General features: G+C 67.5%; 22 protein-coding genes. 9 read left to right on the forward strand and 13 right to left on the reverse strand.

Annotation, left to right across the window (positions count from 1 at the left end; all coding sequences use genetic code 11):
- The first annotated feature begins 343 nt into the window (after window positions 1–343).
- The 4 genes from M7H19_RS12905 to trmB all read left to right on the forward strand — a co-directional run bounded on the left by M7H19_RS12905 (window position 344) and on the right by trmB (window position 3,515).
- Complete coding sequence (locus M7H19_RS12905) at window positions 344–1,297, forward strand: ABC transporter ATP-binding protein (RefSeq protein ID WP_298181040.1); 954 nt, start codon at window positions 344–346, stop codon at window positions 1,295–1,297.
- Window positions 1,298–1,311: 14 nt separating this feature from the next.
- Entirely contained in the window at window positions 1,312–2,079 is a 768-nt protein-coding gene (locus M7H19_RS12910; protein ID WP_298181041.1) for an ABC transporter permease, read from the forward strand.
- Between the two features lie 212 nt (window positions 2,080–2,291).
- Window positions 2,292–2,786: a hypothetical protein gene (locus tag M7H19_RS12915; protein WP_298181042.1), complete on the forward strand. Its 495-nt coding sequence runs from the start codon at window positions 2,292–2,294 to the stop codon at window positions 2,784–2,786.
- A 30-nt stretch (window positions 2,787–2,816) separates the two neighbouring features.
- On the forward strand, window positions 2,817–3,515 hold the full coding sequence (trmB, locus tag M7H19_RS12920; RefSeq protein WP_298181043.1) for a tRNA (guanosine(46)-N7)-methyltransferase TrmB: 699 nt from the start codon (window positions 2,817–2,819) through the stop codon (window positions 3,513–3,515).
- A gap of 63 nt (window positions 3,516–3,578) precedes the next feature.
- Here the strand turns inward: trmB and M7H19_RS12925 are convergent, their stop codons facing one another.
- Both M7H19_RS12925 and M7H19_RS12930 read right to left on the reverse strand, forming a co-directional pair.
- A complete protein-coding gene (locus M7H19_RS12925) occupies window positions 3,579–5,807 on the reverse strand; it encodes an ABC transporter permease (protein WP_298181044.1) in 2,229 nt (742 codons plus the stop codon).
- Complete coding sequence (locus tag M7H19_RS12930) at window positions 5,804–6,514, reverse strand: ABC transporter ATP-binding protein (RefSeq protein WP_298181045.1); 711 nt, start codon at window positions 6,512–6,514, stop codon at window positions 5,804–5,806. The genes M7H19_RS12925 and M7H19_RS12930 overlap by 4 nt, the downstream gene beginning before the upstream one ends.
- 90 nt (window positions 6,515–6,604) lie before the next feature.
- Here M7H19_RS12930 and M7H19_RS12935 point away from each other — a divergent pair, with 90 nt between their 5' ends.
- Genes M7H19_RS12935 through M7H19_RS12945 form a run of 3 tightly spaced genes read left to right on the forward strand, consistent with a single transcriptional unit; the run spans window position 6,605 to window position 10,410 of the window.
- On the forward strand, window positions 6,605–8,428 hold the full coding sequence (locus tag M7H19_RS12935) for a histidine kinase (RefSeq protein WP_298181046.1): 1,824 nt from the start codon (window positions 6,605–6,607) through the stop codon (window positions 8,426–8,428).
- Entirely contained in the window at window positions 8,425–9,081 is a 657-nt protein-coding gene (locus M7H19_RS12940) for a response regulator transcription factor (RefSeq protein ID WP_298181047.1), read from the forward strand. Before M7H19_RS12935 ends, M7H19_RS12940 begins: the two co-directional genes overlap by 4 nt.
- 15 nt (window positions 9,082–9,096) lie before the next feature.
- Window positions 9,097–10,410, forward strand: coding sequence for an amidohydrolase (locus M7H19_RS12945; protein WP_298181048.1), 1,314 nt, complete (start codon window positions 9,097–9,099; stop codon window positions 10,408–10,410).
- A 14-nt stretch (window positions 10,411–10,424) separates the two neighbouring features.
- On the opposite strand, the gene M7H19_RS12950 is transcribed toward M7H19_RS12945, so the two are convergent.
- From M7H19_RS12950 to M7H19_RS12990, 9 genes are all read right to left on the reverse strand, one after another.
- Window positions 10,425–11,120, reverse strand: a complete 696-nt coding sequence (locus M7H19_RS12950) for a hypothetical protein (protein WP_298181078.1) — start codon at window positions 11,118–11,120, stop codon at window positions 10,425–10,427.
- On the reverse strand, window positions 11,120–12,019 hold the full coding sequence (locus M7H19_RS12955) for an ABC transporter ATP-binding protein (protein ID WP_298181049.1): 900 nt from the start codon (window positions 12,017–12,019) through the stop codon (window positions 11,120–11,122). Before M7H19_RS12955 ends, M7H19_RS12950 begins: the two co-directional genes overlap by 1 nt.
- Window positions 12,016–12,375 (reverse strand): GntR family transcriptional regulator, encoded by a 360-nt coding sequence (locus tag M7H19_RS12960; protein ID WP_298181050.1) that lies wholly within the window; start codon window positions 12,373–12,375, stop codon window positions 12,016–12,018. The genes M7H19_RS12955 and M7H19_RS12960 overlap by 4 nt, the downstream gene beginning before the upstream one ends.
- Window positions 12,376–12,506: 131 nt before the next feature.
- The gene (locus M7H19_RS12965) at window positions 12,507–13,712 is read right to left on the reverse strand and encodes a Dyp-type peroxidase (protein ID WP_298181051.1); all 1,206 of its coding nucleotides are present in this window, start codon (window positions 13,710–13,712) and stop codon (window positions 12,507–12,509) included.
- Window positions 13,712–14,272, reverse strand: coding sequence for a copper chaperone PCu(A)C (locus tag M7H19_RS12970; RefSeq protein WP_298181052.1), 561 nt, complete (start codon window positions 14,270–14,272; stop codon window positions 13,712–13,714). The genes M7H19_RS12965 and M7H19_RS12970 overlap by 1 nt, the downstream gene beginning before the upstream one ends.
- A 102-nt stretch (window positions 14,273–14,374) precedes the next feature.
- The gene (locus tag M7H19_RS12975; RefSeq protein ID WP_298181053.1) at window positions 14,375–14,956 is read right to left on the reverse strand and encodes a hypothetical protein; all 582 of its coding nucleotides are present in this window, start codon (window positions 14,954–14,956) and stop codon (window positions 14,375–14,377) included.
- 29 nt (window positions 14,957–14,985) lie between these two features.
- A complete protein-coding gene (locus M7H19_RS12980; protein ID WP_298181054.1) occupies window positions 14,986–15,678 on the reverse strand; it encodes an SDR family oxidoreductase in 693 nt (230 codons plus the stop codon).
- Window positions 15,679–15,761: 83 nt separating this feature from the next.
- Complete coding sequence (locus M7H19_RS12985; RefSeq protein WP_298181055.1) at window positions 15,762–17,843, reverse strand: PhoX family phosphatase; 2,082 nt, start codon at window positions 17,841–17,843, stop codon at window positions 15,762–15,764.
- A gap of 144 nt (window positions 17,844–17,987) precedes the next feature.
- Complete coding sequence (locus M7H19_RS12990) at window positions 17,988–19,211, reverse strand: MFS transporter (RefSeq protein ID WP_298181057.1); 1,224 nt, start codon at window positions 19,209–19,211, stop codon at window positions 17,988–17,990.
- Window positions 19,212–19,562: 351 nt separating this feature from the next.
- Here M7H19_RS12990 and M7H19_RS12995 point away from each other — a divergent pair, with 351 nt between their 5' ends.
- Entirely contained in the window at window positions 19,563–20,210 is a 648-nt protein-coding gene (locus tag M7H19_RS12995) for an HAD family phosphatase (RefSeq protein ID WP_298181058.1), read from the forward strand.
- An 84-nt stretch (window positions 20,211–20,294) separates the two neighbouring features.
- Here M7H19_RS12995 and M7H19_RS13000 read toward each other — a convergent pair whose 3' ends face one another.
- Together M7H19_RS13000 and M7H19_RS13005 are read right to left on the reverse strand one after the other, a co-directional pair.
- Complete coding sequence (locus M7H19_RS13000; RefSeq protein WP_298181060.1) at window positions 20,295–21,383, reverse strand: inositol-3-phosphate synthase; 1,089 nt, start codon at window positions 21,381–21,383, stop codon at window positions 20,295–20,297.
- Window positions 21,384–21,465: 82 nt separating this feature from the next.
- The gene (locus tag M7H19_RS13005; RefSeq protein WP_298181061.1) at window positions 21,466–22,011 is read right to left on the reverse strand and encodes a PadR family transcriptional regulator; all 546 of its coding nucleotides are present in this window, start codon (window positions 22,009–22,011) and stop codon (window positions 21,466–21,468) included.
- Window positions 22,012–22,293: 282 nt separating this feature from the next.
- Between M7H19_RS13005 and M7H19_RS13010 the strand changes: the two genes are divergently transcribed.
- Window positions 22,294–22,692: a DUF5318 domain-containing protein gene (locus M7H19_RS13010; protein WP_298181063.1), complete on the forward strand. Its 399-nt coding sequence runs from the start codon at window positions 22,294–22,296 to the stop codon at window positions 22,690–22,692.
- Window positions 22,693–22,772: the final 80 nt, after the last annotated feature.

Consider the following 22,772-nt stretch of genomic DNA (forward strand, 5'->3'; position numbering starts at 1 on the left):
GAAGACCGGCCGTAGGGCGCGTCGCACCCCACGTAGGCGCGTCGCACCCCACGTCGCTGTGTCCGCAGTTCACGTAGGCGTGTCCGCAGTTCATGTAGAGATCAGCTCCCAGCCCAACCTCTGGACACCCCACACGCACAGACTGCGGACACGACGACACAGCGACACAGACTGCGGACACGACGACACAACCTGCGGACACACCTACACAGGCTGCGGACACGACGACACAACCTGCGGGGGCCGTCGGGGTGTTTTCAGGGTTGGGGTCAGGGGCATCACCGACGTCGCGTCGAGACGGATGCGGCATGCTGACGTGGACACGGGCGATCAAGGAGGACCGATGATCGAGGCGCAGAGCCTCACAAAGCGATACGGGAAGAAACTCGCTGTCGACGACCTGTCCTTCAGCGTCACGCCGGGCAAGGTCACCGGATTCCTCGGCCCCAACGGCGCGGGGAAGTCCACGACGATGCGGATGATTCTCGGACTCGACAAGCCCACGGCGGGCCGCGTGCGGATCGGGGGCAAACGTTACGAGGACCTGGAGCATCCACTGCGGACGGTGGGCGCCCTGTTGGACGCCAAGTGGGTGCACCCCAACCGCTCGGCACGAGCCCACCTGGCGTGGATGGCACGGTCCAACAAGATCCCGGCCCGCAGGGTCGACGAGGTCCTGGAGATCGTCGGGTTGAGCTCCGTGGCCGACAAACGCGCCGGCGGGTTCTCCCTCGGCATGTCCCAGCGGCTCGGCATCGCGGGCGCGTTGCTCGGCGACCCCGAGGTGTTGTTGTTCGACGAGCCGGTGAACGGGCTCGACCCGGAGGGCATTCTCTGGATCCGTCAGTTCATGCAGCGGCTCGCCGATGAGGGCCGCACGGTGTTCGTGTCGAGCCACCTGCTGTCCGAAATGGCGTTGACAGCGTCCGAACTGGTCGTCATCGGGCGGGGCAAACTTGTCGCACAGAGCAGCACGGAAGAGTTCGTCTCCCGTGCCTCCGGCAAGTCCGTGAAGGTGCGCAGCCCTCAGCTCGACGTGCTCGGCAAGGCGTTGAGCGCCGAGGGAGCCGACCTCACCGACGTCGAGGACGGCCTCCTGGTGTCCGGATTGGACAGTGGACGTATCGGCGAGATAGCGCTGGCGAACAACGTGGTGCTGCACGAGCTGAGCCCGCAGCGCGGCTCACTGGAGCAGGCGTTCATGCGCATCACCGGTGACTCCGTGGAGTACCACGCGGACGCAGGAACCGACTCCGAAACCGAGATTTCGAACCCGCTTCCCACGGCGGACAACTGACGAGGCAAGGACGAATGACTCTGCTCGCGGTCGAACGCATGAAGTTGCTCACCACCCGCTCACCGTGGTGGTGCGCGATCGTCTGCATTGCGCTGACAGGTGCTTTCACAGCGCTCATGGTCGGTAACGCGCCGGACGCATTCCCGGCGACCGTCGCCATGACTCAGTACAGCTACACGATGGGGCTCGCCGTCATCATGGTGCTCGGCGCGCTGGCGGTGACGACGGAATACCGCTTCAACACCATCCGCACCACGTTCCAGGCGGCACCCAACCGGACAGCGGTGTTGTTGGCCAAGGCGACCGTGGTCGCGATACTCGCGCTGATCATCGGAGAGATCACCGCGTTCGCCTCGTGGGGCGTGTCGTTGTTGCTCGCTCCCGATGCCGATCTGGCGCTCGACAGTGCCGCCGATGTCATCAACGTCGTCGGTGTCGGGGCCGTCTACGCGCTGTCGGCGGTGATGGCCGTGGCGGTGGGGTTGTTGGTGCGGCACAGCGCGGGCGCCATCTCACTGCTGCTGATCTACGTGTTCGCGGCCGAGGGTCTGGTGATGGTCATCCCGGAGATCGGTGACGACATCTACGAGTGGCTGCCGTTCAACGTGGCTCACAAGTTCCTCACCGGGGACGGCGAATCCAGTGGCGGCGATGTCGGTTTCGTGGCCCAGACGCTGTCGACGTCGCCGTTGAGCCCCGGTTGGGCTCTCGTGTACTTCGCGGCGGTGGCGGCTGTGCTGTTGTTCGCGGCGATCGTCGTCACGAACAAACGAGACGCCTGAAACGCAAATATCACGTCGTGGGAGCCGAACTACGAATCGGCGCCCACGACTTTTTTGTGCGCCCAACCGGGTTCATTATCGGTAAAGTTTTCGTGAGTACTCCCACTCGATGCGGTTACGACACGTAACGGCACGTAATAGTGGGTATCTCGGCGTCAGGACAAGCCCGGAGGTGCCCCTTGACGGCGACACGATTTCTACATTTGGAGCCGATGGCCGAGCTCGCATGGGCGGCGGCGATTGAACAACAGTTTCACCTCACGACGGCGTGCTGTCCCGCAGATGCGCGAATGGCCTGGATACACCGGGCTTCTGAACGCAAGGTGCTGGCGCTGTACCGGGCGACTCGGATACATTCGGGGCCCATTCCTTCGCCATGGTGGCTACGTGCCGTGGCCTCCGGTCGACTTCGTTGCCGGGACGACGGTTTCCGGGCGGAGGACCGTATTCATGCGTTGTTGACGAAACGCCCGGGGTGGGAATACGTGCCGTGGGCCGCCGACGGCGAATCCGGTTATTGGGAATTCACGCCTTCCGAACACGGTGTTTCAGGTCATCACATTCCTACGACCGTGTTGCTCACGGACCGCCACGACGGCTGGATCGACGTATTGGCCGCGCACAGCGGTTCACCGCCCGAACCGGTGGCGGTGGCGGGCATCACCGAGTTGAGGCGGTTGGCGGGAGAGTTCGAGGCGTTGCGTTGAGACGCGGACGGCACGGCTATCGTGCGGCTCGTGGGAAGCGAGCACAAGCCGGGTCTGCGCAGCGTCGTCAGTTACGTCAAGCGCGGCGGGCGGATGACACCCGGTCAGCAACGCGCGTGGGATCGGTGGTGGCCCGTGTGGGGCCGGACCGTCTCGGAACTGCCGGAAGGGCCGATCGACTTCACCGACTGGTTCGGCAGGCAGGCCCCGGTCGTGTTGGAGATCGGCTCCGGTATGGGGGAGGCCACGTCGCAGCTTGCTGCCGCCGAGCCCGAGGTGAACTACGTCGCCGTCGAGGTGTACGAGGCGGGGCTCGGCCAGCTCATGCGGCGGGCCGAGGAACTCGGTGTGGAGAACCTGCGGCTGATCCAGGGGGATGCCGTCGTGTTGCTCTCCGAGCACATCGCCCCGGAGTCGCTGTCGGCGGTGCGGATCTTCTACCCGGACCCGTGGCCCAAGAAGCGCCACCACAAGCGCAGGTTGATCCAGCCGTCGTTCGTGAGGCTGGTGGCCTCCAGGATGGCTCCGAAAGCCACTTTGCACCTGGCCACCGACTGGGAGGACTACGCCGAGCAGATGCTCGAGGTGTGTTCGGCCGAACCCACGCTGCGCAACCGTTACGACGGTTGGTCGCCGCGACCCGACTTCCGTCCGGTGACGAAGTTCGAACAGCGGGCCCGCGAGGAGGGCCGGGAAAGCCGCGACCTGATCTTCGAGAAGCTGCCGTGAGAAGAGCCTGACGCGGGGCCGCCCCGAACCGAGGCGGCCCCGACGCGTCACCGCATTACGTCGTCAGTCGTCGGACAGCGGTTCGTTGCTCACCCGCTTCAGCGCGGGCACGCACACCGACGCGGCGATCAGGGCGGTGAGGGCGCCGAGCACCACGGGCGCCAGCACCCACGGTGTCACCACGGGCAACGACTGGGTGAATAACCCGGCCAGGCCCCCACCGACCACGACACCGGTCGTTCCCGCGCCCACGGTCGCCACGAGCGCGGGCATGGCGGCCTCCGTGCGCAACGCCCTGCCCAGCAACCGCACCGGAGTGCCCGCTGCCAGGAGCGCGCCGAAGGTGCGACGCCGGTCCATCACCGAGCCTGCGGTGGTGATCGCAGCACTGCAACCGCTCAACAGCGCGGCGGCCAGGAGACCAATCACGGTGACACGGCGCAGGTCGTCGAGCTGTGCCTGCTGGGAGGCGAGCCTGGTGGACACGCTCTCCACCTTCAGTCCGCTCGCCGCGCCGGCGAGCGCCGTGCGGACGACCTCGGCGGTCTCGGGCGTGACGGACACCGCGACGATCGACGGCTCGGTCTCCAGCCCGGCGGGCAACGCCGCCGGGTCGATCAGCGGCGGAATCGTGGCCCTGCTGCTCTCGGAGCTGATCACGTGGACCGGAACGCCCTCCGGGAGGACCACATCGGGGTCCTTGAAGTTCGATACGGCCGTGCCCTCGACGAGTTCGGGCGAATCCGTGACGGCGATCCCCGGTTCCTCACAGGCCCGTCCCATGTCGACGCTGAACAGCCGCGCGGCGGAGTCGCACTCGACGACGAAAGCCTCCCACCCCATGCCGTCGGTCCGCAGCTCCACGGCCGCGATCCGTTCGGCTCGCTGCTCGATGCCGTATCGGGCCAGCGCCGCGTCCGTGCGCTCGGCCACCGCGTCGGCGTCGGCATCGGCGTACACGTACAGCACCGAGTCCCGAAACGGCGACGACGACCCGGCGAGGGTTTCGAGCGAGGGCAGCACCGTCAGCGCCATCGACCCGGTGAACACCGCCAGCACCACCCCGGCCGACGACCGGAAGGCCCCCTTCGGATCGTGCCGCAGTCTGCGTCCCGCCATGAGCATCGACGGCTTGCGCCAGACGCGGGAGAACAACGCCCCGAACGCCGCCGTGAGGAACGGCCCTATGACTATCCACGAGGCGACGACCAGCCCCAACGCACCGAGCAACAGCAAAAGCCCGAGCTCGCCGCTGATGTTGTGCAGGAGCACGAAGAACACCGCCCCGGCGACGGGCAACGTCAGCAGCCGGAGCCAGTGCGGTCGCCGGGGACGCTCGCTACGGGCGGCGCCCCACGGGCTGCGCACCACCCGCCAGATCCCGACCACGGCGGCCGCCAGTACCAACAGCGGAATCATCACGAGCACGGCGAGGGTCAGCGCGGGCGAGGTGACGAAGTCACTCGCCTGCCAGGTTCCCCCCTCCCACTCCACGTGGGACGCCGCCCAGCGGGCCAACGGACTCACGGCCCATCCCAGCAGCGCGCCCCCGACCGCGGCGATCGCGTTCTCGCCCGCCACCACAGCCACCACCTGACGCGGTGTCGCACCCGCCAGCCGCAACGCCGCGAGGCGCTGTTCCCGACGCGCGGCGGTGAGCCGGGAGGCGGAGGCCACCAGCACGAGACTCGGGACCAACAGCACGACCACGCCCACGCCGGCGAGGAGGTCCAGGTTCGGGTTCCACACCGTGCCCGCCTCGGCGAAGCCGTCGACCAGCGGGGCCACGTTCTCCAGCTCGCTCGGGGTGTGGCCCACGAGCGCGACGAGCTGGTCGGGATGCGTCAACGCCTCGGTGCCGAGTGTCCCGACGACCTCACCCGGAAACCGGTCGGCGAGTTCCGAGGCGGGCAGGTTCCCGCTGAGCTTGCGCAGGGCGGGTGAGAGGAGGACCTCTCCGGGAGCGGGGAAACGTTCGACGCCGGGCGGCAGCTCGATCGCGGAAGGGTCGCCGTGCGCGGCGACGTCGATCCGAGTGATCGTGCGGTCGGCGTAGTAGTCCTCGACGACCATCAGGGACATCGCCGCCTCCTCGCCGTTCTCCACGAAGTCGGCGGCGGCCAGCTCCTGCCAGGCGGCCCGGTCGACGCGGGCCTGCGCGGCTCCCGGCAGTGAGACGAGGAGGAGCATCAGCCCGGCGGCGACCGCGACCCCCACCCCCATGAGGATCGCCGACGTTCTCGTGCGCCGATCGCGGCGCAACACCCGTAGCGCGATACGGAACGTGATCACAACTGCACCTTGCCGTCACGCATGGACACCATCCGCGGCATCGACGCGGCGAGATCACGGTCGTGGGTCACCACAACCACCGCCGCATCGGTGGCGGAGGCCGCGGCGAGCAGTGCCTGCATGGTCTCCGCCCCGGTGCGGGTGTCGAGCGCGCCGGTCGGCTCGTCGGCGAAGATGACGCTCGGCCGGTGTCCGAGTGCCCGCGCGATGGCCACGCGCTGGGCCTCACCCCCGGACAGCTGCCCCGGCAGCCGTTTCTCCTTGCCCGCGAGCCCGAGCTTGCCGAGCCACTCCCGCGCCGTGTCCATCGCCTCCGACCGTGATGCACCGCCGAGCAGCAACGGCAACGCCGCGTTCTCCAGGGCCGTCAGCTCGGCCACGAGCATGCCCGACTGGAAGACGAACCCGAACTCCTTGCGGCGCAGTTCGCTACGCGGGGCCTCGCCGAGTTCGTCGATCCGCTGTCCGGCGAGGAACACCTCACCGGAGTCGGCGGGCAGGATGCCCGCGAGCACGTGCAGCAGCGTGCTCTTGCCCGACCCCGACGGTCCGACGATCGCCACGGCATCTCCCGCGTTGATCTGGATGTTCGCTCCGTCGAGAGCACGCTGGGTGCCGTAGGTCTTGGTCAGTCCCCGGCCCACGAGGACGGGCCCGGCACCGCCCTGCCCACCGAGCGGCTGAATCGTCTGTGTCTTCGAACGCATACCGGGAGCCTCCCGCGCGGCGGGCCTTCCCCACCTCGGGCGAACGGGCGGAAGCGGGGCCGCTGTCTCGGCCGATCGACCGAGACAGAGATGACCGAATGGCCGCGCTGGGACGCGCCCCGACTGCTCTACCGTCGTGTCGTGCCCACCCGGTCCTTCCGCGAACGCGTCACGCAGCCTGTCCACGACTTCGTCGCGTCCCACTTCAGACAGATCGGGCTTCCCGGCATCGTGCTGCTGGCCGCGGTGCTCTGCGACGTTTCCATCATCGTCAAGTCCTCTGTGGACGAACTAGGTCCCACGGGCATCGACCTGCTGTTGCTTCCGGGGATCGTGGCGCTAGCGGCGTGTGCCGTGTGGTCGTACCGCGACCCGCTGCCGGCCGGACTCACCGGCTCCGTCGTATTGCTGACCTCCACCGCCCTGACCGTCGTCGTGGGCGTTCCCTCGTACACGGCACTGCTGGAAAAGATCACCTTCGGCGAGACCGTGGCGGGAGTCCAGCTCGTGTACTACGCGGTGTCGAAGCTTCGTCCGTTCCGGGCGGTGTTCGTCACCGTCGCGCTGATGTTCGCCGCGGTCGTCTCCTCCGGCCTGCGGTCGAGGCTTTGGGGCAGCTCCGAGAACTTGCTGGCGACCGCCTTCGGAGGCACCGCGCTGCTCATCCTGACCGTGCTCGCGGGCGCTTACAACCACAGGGGTCGAGCTCCCGGCCGCGAGCACAACGAACTCGTGGCATTCCTGCGCCACCGGTGGCCGCTGGTCACCCTGCTGACGGTCCTGCTGTTCATGGAACTCTCCTACGTCGAGCCGCCACCGAGCCTGGACATCCTCGTGCTGCTGTGCAGCTGCGGGGCGGCCCTGAGCGCTCTGTTGGGTTCCAAGTTCCCCTTTCAGACGGTGGTGTACTACTGCGCGCTCGTCGCAGTCTCGGGGATTCTCTACCAGTTCACCGGGCCGCTCTACTCCACCCATTACGGCCTCACGTTGAGTCAGATCGCCAGCGGGATGATCCTGGTCGTACAGGTCTTCCGTTACGAACCCACGATGCGCGCGACCTGGGTGGTCGGCCTCCAGTCCGTCGCCATCGGCTTCGTCGTCGCCCTGCACGGCTCGTTCTCCCTCCCCGCCCTGCGGACGCCGTTCGCCCAGGCCCTGCTCGTCCTCGGCATCTGCGTGTCCATCGGCATGTACTTGAAGGCCAGGGACTCCGAGCGGAACCGGATCATCGAGACGGCCGTGGGTGATGCCCAGACCGCCGAACGCATGGCGTTGGCGCGAGAACTGCACGACGTCGTGGCCCATCACGTGACGGGCATCGTGGTGCAGGCCCAGGCCGCGCGGATGCTCGCCGAACAGAATCCCGCGGTGGTCACCGACGCGCTAGCGCAGATCGAGCGCGCGGGCACCGACGCGATGACCGCCATGCGACGGCTGGTTCGCAGCATGCGCAGCGACGCCCCCGCCGGTGCCAGCGAGTTCAGCGAACAGGCCACCACCGACCTCGCCGCGGACCTCCGTCGGCTGGTCGACACCGGAAACCACGGGGTTACCACCGAACTCACCGTCGACGTGCCCCGCGAACTGCCACCCGAGGTGGCGCGCTCGGCGCTGCGCCTGGTGCAGGAGTCACTGACGAACATGGGCAAGCACGCCAAGGACGCGAGCAAGGCGATCGTCGTCGTCGAGACGGTGGACGGCGAACTCCACATCCGGGTCAGCGACGACGGCACCGGAAACCCGGAGAGGCCCCGAGCGAAGCGACCGTCCGACGACTCGGGATACGGTCTGATCGGTATGCGGGAACGGGTCGACCTCCTGCGCGGCCGGTTGTCGGCGGGGCCGTCCCCGGAAGGCGGCTGGCTTGTGGAAGCGTGGCTCCCCCTGACGATAACCGGAAAGGACGGCGAGTGATCCGGGTACTGATCGCCGACGACCAGGACATGGTGCGTGCGGGCTTTCGGATGATCCTCGGTGCCCAGGAGGACATCGAGGTCGTGGCCGACGTCAGCAACGGGGTGGAGGCCGTGCGGCAGGCGCGGGAACTTCGGCCGGACGTGTGCCTGCTCGACATCCGGATGCCGGGGCTCGACGGGTTGGAGGTGACCCGGCAACTCGCCGGTCCCGGCGCCGCGGACCCGCTCAAGGTCGTCGTGGTGACCACGTTCGATCTCGACGAGTACGTGCACGCGGCGTTGCAGGGCGGAGCTTCGGGGTTCCTGCTCAAGGATGCGGGTCCGACGCTGCTGATCGAGGCCGTGCGAGCGGCCGCCCGAGGTGACGCGCTGGTGTCGCCGCAGGTGACGGTGCGGCTGTTGAAGCACTTCGGCCGCAAACAGCGGTCCGACCGGCGCCCCGCGACGGAGGAGTTGACGGAGCGCGAGCTGGACGTCGTGCGTGCCGCGGCGCGGGGACTCACCAACGGTGAGATCGGCGCCGAGCTGTACCTGTCGTTGTCCACGGTGAAGACCCATCTCGCGTCGGTGCAGCAGAAACTCGGGGTGCGCAACCGGGTGGAGATCGCGGCGTGGGCGTGGCGAAACGGGATCATGGACGACGTGTCGTAGCCCTAGGATCGAATCATGACGCTCCGCCTCCGCTCCGCCGTCGTCCTGCCCGCAGACCCCGACTGCTCCGTGCTCCGAGACGCCGTGGTCGACATCGACGCGCACGGGCGGATCGCCTACTGCGGGCCCGCGGACGCCGCTCCGACGGGAGCCGACGCCCCGACCGAGGCCCGGACCCTGCCCGGCATCCTGCTTCCCGGCCTGATCAACGCCCACGCCCACAGTCCGATGGTGCTGTTGCGCGGCATGGGCGGTGACCTGCCGCTGCTGCGTTGGTTGCGTGAGGTCATCTGGCCCACCGAGGCCAAGTTGAGCGCCACCGACATCGGGGTGGGGATGACGCTGGGTTCGGTGGAGATGCTGTGCCGGGGTGTCACCACCAGCGCCGAGATGTACTTCCATCCCGAGCGGGTCGCCGAGAGTGTGCTCGCCACGGGCGCACGCGTGGTGCTCGGCGGGCCGATCATCGACCTGCCCGGAATCGACTGGCGGGCGATGCTGCGCACGACCGACCGTTGGATCGACACCGACGGATTGCGGTTCGGCGACGGTGACCGCGTCGAGCTGTCGTACGCGCCGCACTCGGCGTACATGCTGCCCGTCGAGGCTTTGGAGGCCATCGCGGAGTCAGCCGCCGCGCGTGGCGCGCTCGTCCAGATCCACGTGGCCGAGGCCGCCGACGAGGACGCCGACCAACGCGCCGAGCACGGATCTGTGCCCGCGTTGTTGAAGAAGGTGGGGCTGCTCGACGGCAGGCTGCTCGCCGCACATGCCGTACATTTGTCCGATTCAGACATCGCTTTGTTCGCGGCGAACGGCACCGGGGTGGCGCACTGCCCCGGTTCCAACGCCAAGCTCGCCTCCGGCATCGCCAGGCTCACCGACCTGCGAGCGGCTTCCGTCGCGGTCGGCCTCGGAACCGACGGCCCCGCCAGCAACGACGACCTCGACCTGTGGGAGGAGGTCCAGTTGTCGGCCATGCTCGCACGTCTGTCTACTCAGGATGCTACAGCGGTGAGGGCCGCCGACGCGTTGCTGTTGGCCACCAGGAGCGGCGCCGACGCACTCGGCCGTGACGACATCGGCGCGCTCGAAACCGGCCGCTGGGCCGACCTGGTGCACATCGATGTGGACGATCCCGCGTTCGCCACCGGCCTCGACGTGCCCGACGACCAGCTACTGGCCAACCTGGTGTGGGCGGCCGGGTCGCGGAAGGTCACCGACGTGTGGGTCGCCGGCGAGCACGTGGTCGCCGACGGCGAGCCCACCCGCGTCGACCGCGCCAAGGCGCAGGCGGACGTGGCCCAAGCCGCCGCCCGCCTGCGCTGACCCCTCCCCCCGGATCAGGGAACCGCGCGGCGCGTGGTCAGGTAGGCGGCACCGGCGAACAACAGCGCGAGCACCGTGGGATAGCCGGCCTGCAACACGATGACGGGCTGGGAGGCGAAAAACCGGCCGACCGCGTCCCACCAGTCCTGCCAGGTGATGATCCATCCGACTCCGAAGAGCAACACGCCGAGGGAAATGCCGAGCGTCCATGCCCCGTACTGGCCCCAGCGCTTGAACACGATGCCGAACCAGACACCGAGGAACGACAGCGTCACCAGCGGCACCGTGTAGACGAGGAACTGCAACAGCACGTTGTCGTGCGTCAGGAACGGCAGCGCGAGAAACGTGAGCTGAACACCCCAGCCGTCGGTGGCCTCCTCGACGAACCTGCCCACTGTGAGAAGCAAGCCGTAACCCGCCGCCTGGCCGAGCACCACGAGCGTCGTGGCACCGAAGAACGCCTTCCGCGTCACCGAGAGACCGAGGGCGAAGGGAAACATCTGCGTCATCGTCTGGAGGTGGACGGCGAGCATGATCACGTAAAGGGAGAGGAACCCCCCGGTGACGAAACCCTCACCGCCTTCCGTGTTGTTGATCATCGAGATCAGCAGGTTGCCCACCAGGATGGATGCGACGATCACCAGAGGGAGAACGAGGACCGAGAACGCGTTGACGAGCTGGATCCTCGCTACCCGTACGAGCTGACCCATCACCGGGCCTCCTTCCCGTTGGCCGTACCGGCGAGTGCCTGTTCCCGGCCCGCCGTCTGGGTCGCTCGGACCACGAGTTGTTGAAGCGAGACCGGCTCGAACTGGAGGTTCTCCGACTCATGCTGCGGGGCCGCCCCCTGGAGCGTGAGGCGCAGGACGCCGCCGAGCTGCTCCCGGTGCAGCTCGGTGTACCCCGAGGCGAAGCGCTCCACCGCCTGCGCCGGCCCGGTCACCGTGACCGCCTGCGACCGCAGCGACTCGGAGCTGTCGTCCATGAGGATGCGCCCGGAGTCGATCACGATGACGCGTTCGATGAGGTCGGCGACCTCGTCGATGAGGTGTGTGGAGAGCACGATCGTGCGGGGGTTTTCCGCGTAGTCGGCCAGCAGCCGGTCGTAGAACAACTGCCTGGCCACGGCGTCCAGCCCGAGGTACGGCTCGTCGAACAGCGTCAGCGGAGCCCGGGCCGCCAGCCCGATGATCACGCCGACGGCCGAGAGCTGGCCACGGGAGAGCTTCTTGATCCGCTGGTTGGTGCGCAGGTGGAACTCGTCGACGAGTTCCGCGGCGAAGTCGGCGTCCCAGTTGGGGAAGATGAGGCTCGCGGCCTCGAACGCGTGCCGTACGCGGAAGGTGTCGGGGTACTTCTGCGACTCCTTGATGAAGCAGACCCGCCGCAGCACGTCGGCGTTCTCGTACGGCGAGGCCCCGAACACCTCGATTTTGCCCTCGGTCGCGACGTCCTGGCCGGTGAGCAGACGCATCACGGTGCTCTTGCCCGCACCGTTACGGCCGAGCAGGCCGTGGATGCGGTTGGCGTGCAGGTCGAAGGACACGTCGGACACGGCCGTGTGGGACCCGTAGCGTTTGGTCACGCCTTGCACGCTTGCCACGGTCATGCGTCGTCCCTCCAGGTGTCGATCATCTTCTTGAGGTCCTCGGTGTCCATACCGAGCCTGCGCGCCTCCGTCAGCAGTGGCGCGATGAACTTCTCGGCGAATGCGCTGCGGCGGCGTTCGAGCAACGTCTCGCGAGCACCGGCTGCCACGAACATTCCGACCCCCCTTTTCTTGTAGAGCAGTCCGTCGGACACGAGCTTGTTGATGCCGTTCGCCGCCGTGGCCGGGTTGATCCGGTGGAAGGCCGCGAGCTCGTTGGTCGACGGCGCCTTGCCCTCCTCCGGCAACGAGCCGTCGATGATCGAGTCCTCGATCTGCTCCGCGATCTGCAGGAACAGTGGGCGACCGTCATCCATCAAGGCGACCACCCGGTGAACCACTCAGTTGGTTCATTAGTCATGTGGGTAACCATGCCACCCATGGAGTGGTCGGGTCAAGAAAAAACCGCCCTCGCCGCGAACGACGAGGGCGGTTCTCACTCGAAAGGTCAGGCCTCCAACAACGGTTGCCCCAGGTACTCGCCGGGCCGGCAACCACGCGGAACGGCGAACACGGCCGAGCCGATCGGCGTGGTCCAATCGTTCAGCGAATCCAGTTCGGCCAGCCTGCGCTGGATCGGCGTGAACTGGGCCTCGATGTCGGCCTGGAAAGTGACGAACACCAGCCCGCTGTTGGACAGCTCCCCGGGAGGCGGCGGATCGTCGTAGTTGTAACTACGCCGCAGGAACCGCTCATCGGGATTGTCCGAACGCGCTCGGCGGATGTGCGCGAACATGGGGATGACCGACAGTCCCCGTTCGTCCACCGCATCCAGGTCCGGCTCGTCGTGCTCGTTCTCCCCGGTCAACGGCGCGCCGTTGTCCAGCCGTCGGCCCACCACCAGTTCCCGGGCGGGCCGGTCCAGCTCGTCCCAGGTGTCGAGGTTCATGGCGATGCGCCGCACCACCATCCCGGTGCCGCCACGCAACCACTCGGGCCCGTCGGAGATCCAGATCAACCGGTCGTCGGGACCGGGCCGCAGGTTCCGCGTGCCGTCCAACTGGCCCATGAGGTTACGCATGGTGGCACCCTCGGGCACCGTTCCCGGCGCGTTCTGGAAACCTCTCTGCACCCAGCGAGGCCGCGCGAACGAACGAGCCTGCTTGGTGAGTACCCGCACCGCGTGCGCGACCGTGATCTCGTCGTTGGCGCACACCTGCGCCACGAGATCACCACCGGTGAACTCCTCCCGAAGCCGGTCGATGGAGAACTCGGGCAGCGGCGCGAGCCAACTCGGCCGCAGGTCCTCCCGCCCCGCCGCGGTGAGAAAGCCCGGGCCGAAACCGGCCGTCACCGTCAACCGCGCCGGAAGCAACGCCAGTTCCGGCTCGGTGTCGGTCAACGCGGGCTCGCCACGGGTGAGCCGTTCGATGTCGTCGGTCCACACCCGCATCAGGCGCACCAGCGCCTCCCGGTCCACCCCGTCGAGCAGGTCGAACGCCACGAACGTGGCGAAGGACTGGGCCGGTGTCGCGATACCGGCCTGCCGATCGCCGTGGAAGGCGACGGTGTCCCTTCCGATGTCGACCGATTCCGAGCTCGAACCGCCGTCATCGTCGGCCAGCAGTTCCCGACCGCCCAGCGCGGCGGCGCCGCCCAGCGCCGCCGCACCGGTGGCCAGAAACGCCCGGCGTCCGAATCGCCGGTCCTTCATCAGTGATCACCCTCGTGATCGCCTTCGTACTCCTCCTGTGCACCGCTGAACGACCGCGCCACCACGGTGAACTCGACGGTCGAGTCGTCTTCCGCGGTGACGGTGATCTGCACGTCCTGGCCCGGGAGCACAGGTTCCTTCAGGTTCATCAACATGAAGTGGTCCCCGCCGGGTTCGAGTTCGTACTCGCCACCCGCGGGCACGACGATGCCGCCTTCCTTCTCGCGCATCGTCGGCTCCAGGCTGTCGCCGCCCGCCATCTCGTGCAGCTCGCCCGATTCCGCCACCGGCGAGCTCATGCCCACCACCACGACATCCTTGTCGGAGTCGTTGGTCAGGGTGCCGAAGACGGCTGTCATGTCCTCGTCGTTCTCGGTGGCCTTGGCCCAGCCGTCGTTCAGCGACAGCGCTTCGGCTCCGGCTGTGACCTCTGTGGCGGTGGCCTCGTCGGTCCCCTCACCGTTGTCGGAGGAGCCGCAGCCGGCGAGGCCGAGGCAAGCGGCGACGGTGATCGCCAGTCCGCCGACGAAACCGGGCATACGGGAACGGGTGGAATGCATGGGTCATCTCCTGGGAAAAGCGCATACGGAAAATGCGTCGCGAGCACGCGCGAGCCGTCCGGACGGTTCGTGTCCGGACGGTGCCGTCATCGACGCGACGGTTCAGGCGGTCCGCGTCATCCGGACACGGCCCGCGTGGGTGGAGATGAACCCGGGAGGTCCTCGCCTGAGGACGGTGGTCGACAGAAGCAGGAGCTCACGGAAGCTCCCGCGACGCGGCCGGGGACGGACGGAGATCACCGGCGAGCACGGCGACACCCGCGGCACGCGGACGGCGACCGTGCGCCGCAGCCAGGACCACAGAGCCCACAGCACGTGCTCACCACGCGCCAGGAGCACGGCGGTCAACCCGGTCACCGCGAGGTGGGGGACCGCCATCTCGGGCGCCAGTATCGACGGTTCGACGCCATGATGTACCCCCACCGAGCAGAACACATGGTGGAGCACGACCTGCCCTGCCAGAAGCAGCAGGAACAACGTCCGGCCCGACAACCGCCGACGTGACATGACGTGTACCGACGGCAGCACGATCGCCATCCCGGCGAACAGGGCCGAGGACGGGACGGGCGCACCGCCCAACAGGTGCGCGGCCGCGGCGAGCACGACCACCGTCACCGTCACCACGGTGACGCGTAGGAACCTCAGGGATCCGGTGAGCGGTGTCCCAACACGGTGCGCGCCCACGACAAGCACGCTACCAGGGAATATTCCGGCTACCGGTGGGGACGTGGTCGAATGGTCACCTCGGTCATATGCGCGTCGGGACCGGCGGTCACGGCGGCCCGCACGGCCGCGGCCACGGATTCCGGACGCAGGTACTTCTCCGGCGTGTACTGCCCACCCTCGTGCGCCACGACGTCTCGTTGCATGTCGGTGTCGGTGCGGCCCGGGTAGACCGTGGTGACCCGCACGCCCCGAGGCTCTTCCTCGGCCCGCAACGCGTCGGCGTAGGCGCGTACGGCGAACTTGCTCGCCGCGTACGGGCCCCAGCCCGCTCGCGCGGCCAGGCCCTGGCCGGAGTTGATGAAGACGACGTGCCCCTTGGCCTCACGCAACGCGGGCAACACCAGTCGGGTCAGCTCGGCCACGGCCACGATGTTGAGCTCCAGGTTGTGCCGCCACACCGCGGCCTCCGAGTCGGCCACCGAACCCAGCTTCGCCGCCCCGGCCGAGTGCACGAGCACGTCCAGACTCCCGATGGAGGTGGTCGCCTCGGCCAGCGCGTCGGCGTCGATGAGGTCCACGACCCACGGTTCCGCCTGCGGGAACTCCCGCGCCCGCCCCCGCAACGCGTCGGCGTCCCGCCCTCCGAGCAGCAGCCGATGCGTGGGGGCCAAAGCAGCGGCCACGGCCGCGCCGATACCGCGGGTGGCTCCTGTGACGAGAGCAAGAGGTCGGTCAGCCATGCGTCTACGGTAAACGCGTAAGCCGACCGACCTCTTGGCGGACCGGGTCGAAGGCGGGCAGTAGTCACCGGCCGTACCGGCGACTACCGACCGATGCGGCCCCCACCTTTCTTCCACACCGCCACGATCGCGGGCCGCGCCGGCGAGTCGCCGCCGTCGGGCCAGTGGGACTGCGGGTTTTCGGGGGTTCCGCCCTCACCGGGGTGCTGCACGGCGACCAGCACGACGTCGTCGGTGACCACGGGGCCACAGGCCTCGGCTCCGATCGGGACGGTCAGGAACTGCTTGACCTTCCCCCGTTCCCGGCCCTCGACCGGCACGGAGAACAGGCCGTCGTTCGAGCCGAGGGCGTTTCCGTCGGTGGAGATCCACAGGTTGCCGTAGCTGTCGAAAGCCACGTTGTCCGGGCACGAGATTGGGCTGACTTGGCTTTTGTCGAAACCACCGAAGTAGGTGTCGGCCTCGGCCGGGTCACCACACACCAGCAGCAGCCGCCACGAGAACGTGGTCGACGCCGCGTCGCCGTGGTCCTCCTCCCACTCCAGCACGTGGCCGTTGCGGTTGCCGTTACGCGGGTTGGCCTCGTCAGCGGCGCCCTTGCCCGCGGCACCACGGTCGCTGTTGTTGGTCAGCGCCGCGTACACCCTGCCGTTGCGCGGGTTGGGTTCGATGTCCTCGGGACGGTCCATCTTCGTCGCACCGACCTTGTCGGCCGCCAGACGGGTGAAGACGTAGACCTCCTCCGCCGTCATCCCCGGAACGTGCGAGGTATTGCCGCTGGCCAGCGGGATCCACTCGCCACGACCGTCGAACTGGCCGTCCGAGGGCAGTTCGCCGCTGCCGTCGATCTCCTCTTCGGGGCTGTTGCCCGTGAACCTCGCGACGTAGAGGGTGCCGTCGTCGAGCAGGCGCGAGTTGTGTTTACGGGCGTGTGCGCTGCGTCCCGGCTTGTACTTGCCTTTGGAGACGAACTTGTAGATGTATTCGAACCGCTCGTCATCACCGGAGTACACGGCGACCCGACGGTCCTTGGTGATCTTCACGCTGCCGGCTTCGTGCTTGAACCGGCCGAGCGCGGTGTGCTTGACCGGCGTCGAGTGCGGGTCGTTGGGGTCGATCTCGACGATCCAACCGAACCTGTTCGACTCGTTGGGTTCCTGTGCGATGTCCCACCGCTTGTCGAACCGCTCCCACTTCCGCGTGGTCGCACCGCCCGAGATGCCGTACCGCTGCAACCGCTCGGACCGCACGGGGTCGGTGACGGTTTCCGCGTTCGCGAAGTACTGGTTGAAGTTCTCCTCACCCGACAGCACCGTGCCCCACGGCGTCACCGAACCGGCACAGTTGTTCAACGTGCCGCGGACCGTGCGGCCCTCGGGGTCCTCGGAGGTCTTCAGGTGGTCCGAGCCCGCGACCGGGCCACGCAACTCGAACTCGGTGTCGGTGGTGATGCGTCGGCTGTACCTGCTCGGCACCACCCGCAGTCCTTCACGCCGGTCCCGCACGGTCTGGACCACGGACAGGCCGTGTGCGGCCCACCCGATCCGCACCTGTTCCTCGGTCGGGTTCTCGGCGTCATAGGTTCCGGCGGGGAACATGTGCGACTCGGTGGTGTACTCGTGGTTCACCACCATGAGGTTCCGCCGGCCGAAGGGGTCCTGGGGGATCAGGCCGACAAAGTCGTTGTTGTAGCCGAACTGTTTGGCCTGCGCCTCGGCGGTCTGGTTGTGGAAGTCGAACTTCGGCGCGCCCGGCAACACCGGATCACCCCACCGGATCACGACTTCCTGGTCGTAGCCGGAGGGGACCACCACCGCGTCGGCGGTGTTGGGCTCGACCGGTTCGAAGTCGGTACCCGGCACCGGCCACGACGGCCTCCCGCCCCGTCCCCGGCCCGCCAGGGCTGGAGGAACGGTGCCCTCGGCGGCCGCGGTCCCGGACAGAGCCGCGAAACCCGCGGCGGTCGCGGACATCACCGCGGTCGCCTTGAGTGCGCCCCGACGCGACACCACACTCTTCGCGACGTCACCGAAGTAGGTGTTGTCCGACGTGTTCGGGGCGGGGTGCGCGCACGCGTTGCCGCAGCGGTACTCGCACGTGACGGCCGAACGACCAGGACGATGAGAACTCAGCAAGGGCAGCAGACGTCTCGGCTCTGTGGACACACGGCCTCCAGTCACTCGAACAAGGCAAGCGCCGGTGACGTTAAGTGCTCAAAGCGAGCCACGGTATGCCTGTCGGTGAACATCAGGCGAACGGTCTAAGCCCTGGTCCGCCGAATCGGCTGCGCGCATACGGACCGTAAGGATCTAGACCTTCTCGGCTGCCCCCTCGGCGGACGAGGCCCTCTTCGGCACAGCACCGCGGTCCGCCCCTCGGCCCGCGGCGAGCAGAGCGGCCGAGAGCACACACAGCACCCCGGCGACCAGGAACGGCGCCTGGGCGAATCCGAACCATTCGGCGATATGACCCACGAGCGTGGCTGCGGCGGCCCCGCCGAGCCAGCGACAGAAGTTGTACCCGGCGCTGGCGACGGGCCGTGGCGCGCTGCTGATCGACATCGCCGTGCCGGTGAACAGAGTGTTCAACAGACCGGAGACAAGACCGCTGACCACGATGGCGACCACGAGCAACGGCTTGCTGGGCACGATCATGACGAGCAGCAGTACGGCGTAGCCGAGTACGGACACCACAGTGGCACTCGTCTCCCCGAGCCTGGCCGACAACCGCGGAGCCAACAGCACACCGGTCACCGCCACGCACGCGCCCCAACCGAAGAACACCAGTCCGATCGCGATCGCGCCCCATTCCAGTACGAACGGCGACCAGGCGAGCACCGTGAAGAACGCGGCCGTGTAGAGGGCGGAACCGACGGACACGCGGAGCAGGCCCGGATGCCCCAACGCGCGGAGCGGATCGGTGATGCGCACGCGGGGACGATCCTCCCGTGCGTCGGAACGTAGGAACACGGCGCACAGCACAAGAGCGAACAACATGAGAACGGCCGTGCCGAAGAACGGGCCCCGCCACGAGATGTCACCGAGGAACGCGCCCAGCAACGGTCCCACGGACAGTCCGAGGCCGAGTGCTGCCTCATACAACAGGATGGCACCGGCCTGGCCACCGGTGGCCGCGCCGACGATCACCGATAGGGCGGTGGCGATGAAGAAGGCATTGCCCAGTCCCCACACGGCCCGTAGCCCGATCAGCTGTTCGATACTGCCCGCCAGTCCACACGCGAATGTGGCGAGCACGATCAGGGTGAGGCCGATGAGCACCGTGCGTTTGGCACCGAATCGCGCGCTGGACGCGCTGGTGACGAGCATCGCGAGCACCTGGATGCCGAGGTAGGAGGAGAACAGCAGTGTCACCTGCGACGGTGAGGCGTCCAGACCCTCGGCGATGGACAACAGGATCGGGTCGACCAACCCGATGCCCATGAAGGCGATGACGGCCGCGAATGCGGTGATCCATACCTGTTTCGGTTGCTCTTTGACGGCTGAGAACAGAGTCGAATGGTTTCGAGTACTCACAGACAGCGAAATCCTTCGTACGCATCGGAGTAACTCACGACATTCCGCCGCGATTCCGTTAGCCATGCCAAGGGAAAATAGTTAGCTCAGGCAAGGATCTGAGCGGTATTCGTCGACTTCATTCCTCGGCGGAGTCGTCCTCACCCCGTTCGGCCACTGTCTGGCCACCCTGTGCGACCTCGCCGTGACCTTCACGCCCGAAGGTGGACAGGTGAGTACCGACACGTGAGTACCGAACGCGTCCGACCGGGCTCCGGCGACAGAACGCTCGTCTGCCGAAGTGATGCTCCGCGAGCGGAACCGAAGTTCCACGAAGTGTCGGACCGCGGCATCGTGAGTACGGTGATCCGGGTGGATGCAGTGGTGTTCGACCTCGACGGAGTCCTCGTGGACTCCGAACGTATGTGGGACGAAGTACGCCGGGCCGTGGTCGCCGAACACGGCGGGCAGTGGCGCGAAGAAGCCACACGGGCGATCCAGGGCATGAGCACACCGGAATGGGCGCGCTACCTCGTCGAGGAACTCGGCACCCGCCTCACCGCGGACGAGGTCGCCGACACCGTGATCGGCAGGATGGCGGCAAGGTACGAATCGGGGCCGCCCATCCTCGCGGGCGCCGAGGAAACAGTGCGGACCGTCGCCGAGCGTCACCCCGTCGCCATCGCCAGTTCGTCACCGCCGGTGCTGATCGAGGCCTTTCTCTCCGCCGCCCGCCTCACGGACCTCGTGCGGGTGGCCGTGTCGAGCGAACAGGTCGACGCGGGCAAACCCTCGCCCGACGTCTACCTGGAGGCGGCCCGTCGGCTCGACATCGCGCCCATGCGCTGCGCCGCCGTCGAGGACTCGACCAACGGCCTGCGTGCCGCGCTGGCGGCCAGGATGGCGGTGGTCGCCGTGCCCAATCCGCACTTCCCGCCGGACCCCAACGTCCTCGCCGAAGCCGCCGCCGTCATCGACGACATCACCGAACTACCGGAGGCCCTGCGCCGAATACGGTGAAGGCCACCCCGCCGCGGATACGCGCGAGGTGGCCTTCGCGACATCGCTTTCACGACATCATCGAGCAAGCGTCCGGAACGCGGTTCAGCGCTCCAGTTCGCCCTGGATGAACTTCTCGACGGAGTCGCGGGCGGTGGAGTCGTCGTACTGCTCCGGCGGCGACTTCATGAAGTAGGACGAAGCCGACAACAGCGGGCCGCCGACACCGCGGTCCTTCGCGATCTTGGCCGCGCGCACGGCGTCGATGATGATGCCGGCCGAGTTCGGCGAGTCCCACACCTCCAGCTTGTACTCCAGGTTCAGCGGAGCGTCACCGAACGCGCGCCCCTCCAACCGGACGTAGGCCCACTTGCGGTCGTCGAGCCACTGCACGTGATCCGACGGCCCCACGTGGACGTTGCCCTTGCCGAGGTCGCGGTCGATCTGCGAGGTGACGGCCTGAGTCTTGGAGATCTTCTTCGACTCCAGGCGGTCCAGCTCCTTCATGTTCTTGAAGTCCATGTTGCCGCCCACGTTGAGCTGCATGGTGCGGTCGAGCTGGACCCCACGGTCCTCGAACAGCTTCGCCAACCCACGGTGGGTGATCGTGGCGCCGACCTGCGACTTGATGTCGTCACCGACGATCGGCACACCCGCCTGCTCGAACTTCGCCGCCCACTGCGGGTCGGAGGCGATGAACACCGGGATGGCGTTGACGAACGCCACACCCGCGTCGAGCGCGGCCTGCGCGTAGTACTGCGACGCCTCCGTGGACCCGACGGGCAGGTACGACACCAGCACGTCCGCCTCGACGGCGCGCAGTGCCTCCACGACGTCGACCGGCTTGTCGTCCGACTCCTCGATCGTCTCCTGGTAGAACCGGCCCAGCCCGTCGAGCGTGGGTCCACGCTGCACGGTCACACCCAGCGGCGGGACGTCACAGATCTTGATCGTGTTGTTCTCGCTGGCGAGGATCGCCTCGGACAGGTCCCGCCCCACCTTCTTGGCGTCCACGTCGAACGCCGCGACGAATTCGACGTCACCCACGTGGTAGTCGCCGAACTGCACATGCATCAAGCCGGGCACGCGCGTGTTCGTGTCCGTGTCGCGGTAGTAGTGGACGCCTTGAACAAGCGACGCCGCGCAGTTGCCGACGCCAACGATGGCTACCTTCACGCGGCGGTTGTCGCCCATGCCGGTATCTCCTTACTTGTCATTGCTGGTGTGGTAGGTGATGTCGAGCGGCGATGGCGATGTCGGTCGACGTCGGTGGACGTCAGCCTTGCTCCTGCCCTCGCTGCTCGGCCTGTTCGTGTGCGATCAGCTCGTTGAGCCAGCGCACTTCCCGCTCGCTCGCCTCCAGCCCGAGCTGGTGCAGCTCACGGGTGTAGCGGTCAATCTTCTCCTCGGCCTTCGCCAACGCGGCCCTCAGACCTTCGCGGCGTTCCTCGACACGGCGTCGCCTGCCTTCCAGGATCCGCATCCGCACATCGGCCGGAGTCCTGGAGAAGAAGGTCAGGTGGACACCGAATCCCTCGTCGTCCCAGGTTTGCGGGCCGGCGTCGGCCAACAGTTCGGAAAAGCGTTCCTTCCCTTCGGCCGTCAGCTTGTAAACGCGCTTCGCGCGGCGATTCCAACCGGTGGACACCTCAGCCGGTTCCTCGACGATCAACCCGGCCCGCAGCATTCGCCGCAGAGTCGGATAGACGGAGCCGTACGAGAAGGTGCGGAACATGCCGAGCGTTTCGTGCAAACGTTTGCGCAGCACGTACCCGTGCATCGGTGCCTCGTGCAGCAGCCCGAGGATCGCGAGCTCCAGCACAGTGCACCTCCTCCCGGGAACGTCGGCCACACCGTCGGCGTTGGCCATCGTGGATCGCCGCTACTCGACTACCCAACCTACAGCGCGATTATATCGAGCCGATACATCGAAGTGGCGGATCTAACGGGGGATCGAACCCGCCATCACCGATGGTGTTCATCGAATCGTTACCCGGATGTCGGCGTGTCTGCACGGTTACGCATCGTTCTCTTCGCAGTTCCCGCCGCGGTTCTTCTCGCGACTCTCAGACATCCGACCATCAAAAGCCCGTACCCTGTGAGCGTGCGAAACCAGCGGCAGGTTGTCGACTACGCGCTCCAGCGGCGCGCGGTGCTGGCCGAGTTCTACTCCGGCAGGGTCAGCACTCTCGACGTCTGCGATGCCACGCCTTACCTGCTCAAAGCTGCCAAGTTCCACGGAACTCCCAGCTCGGCGACATGTCCTGTGTGTCACCGGGACGTGTTGACCGACGTGCGCTGGGTGTACGGCGACGAACTGAAGCATGTGGCCGGTTCGGCCAAGGCTCCGGAAGAGCTGGACCGCATGGCCAACCTGTTCAGCGAGTTCACCGTGTATGTGGTCGAGGTGTGTCGGCTGTGCGGCTGGAACCATCTCGTCAAGTCGTACGTCCTCGGAACCGGGTCCCCGCACCCGCCGTCCCGGAGGACGGCGGAGCAGTGACACACGACACCGGCTGCACACTTGTGGCCACACGCGTTGCCGCGGTGCACGTAGGTTCGGTTCACAGAACGGCGTGCCAG

The organism is Saccharomonospora sp. (assembly GCF_027317685.1).
Classification (GTDB): Bacteria; Actinomycetota; Actinomycetes; order Mycobacteriales; family Pseudonocardiaceae; genus Saccharomonospora.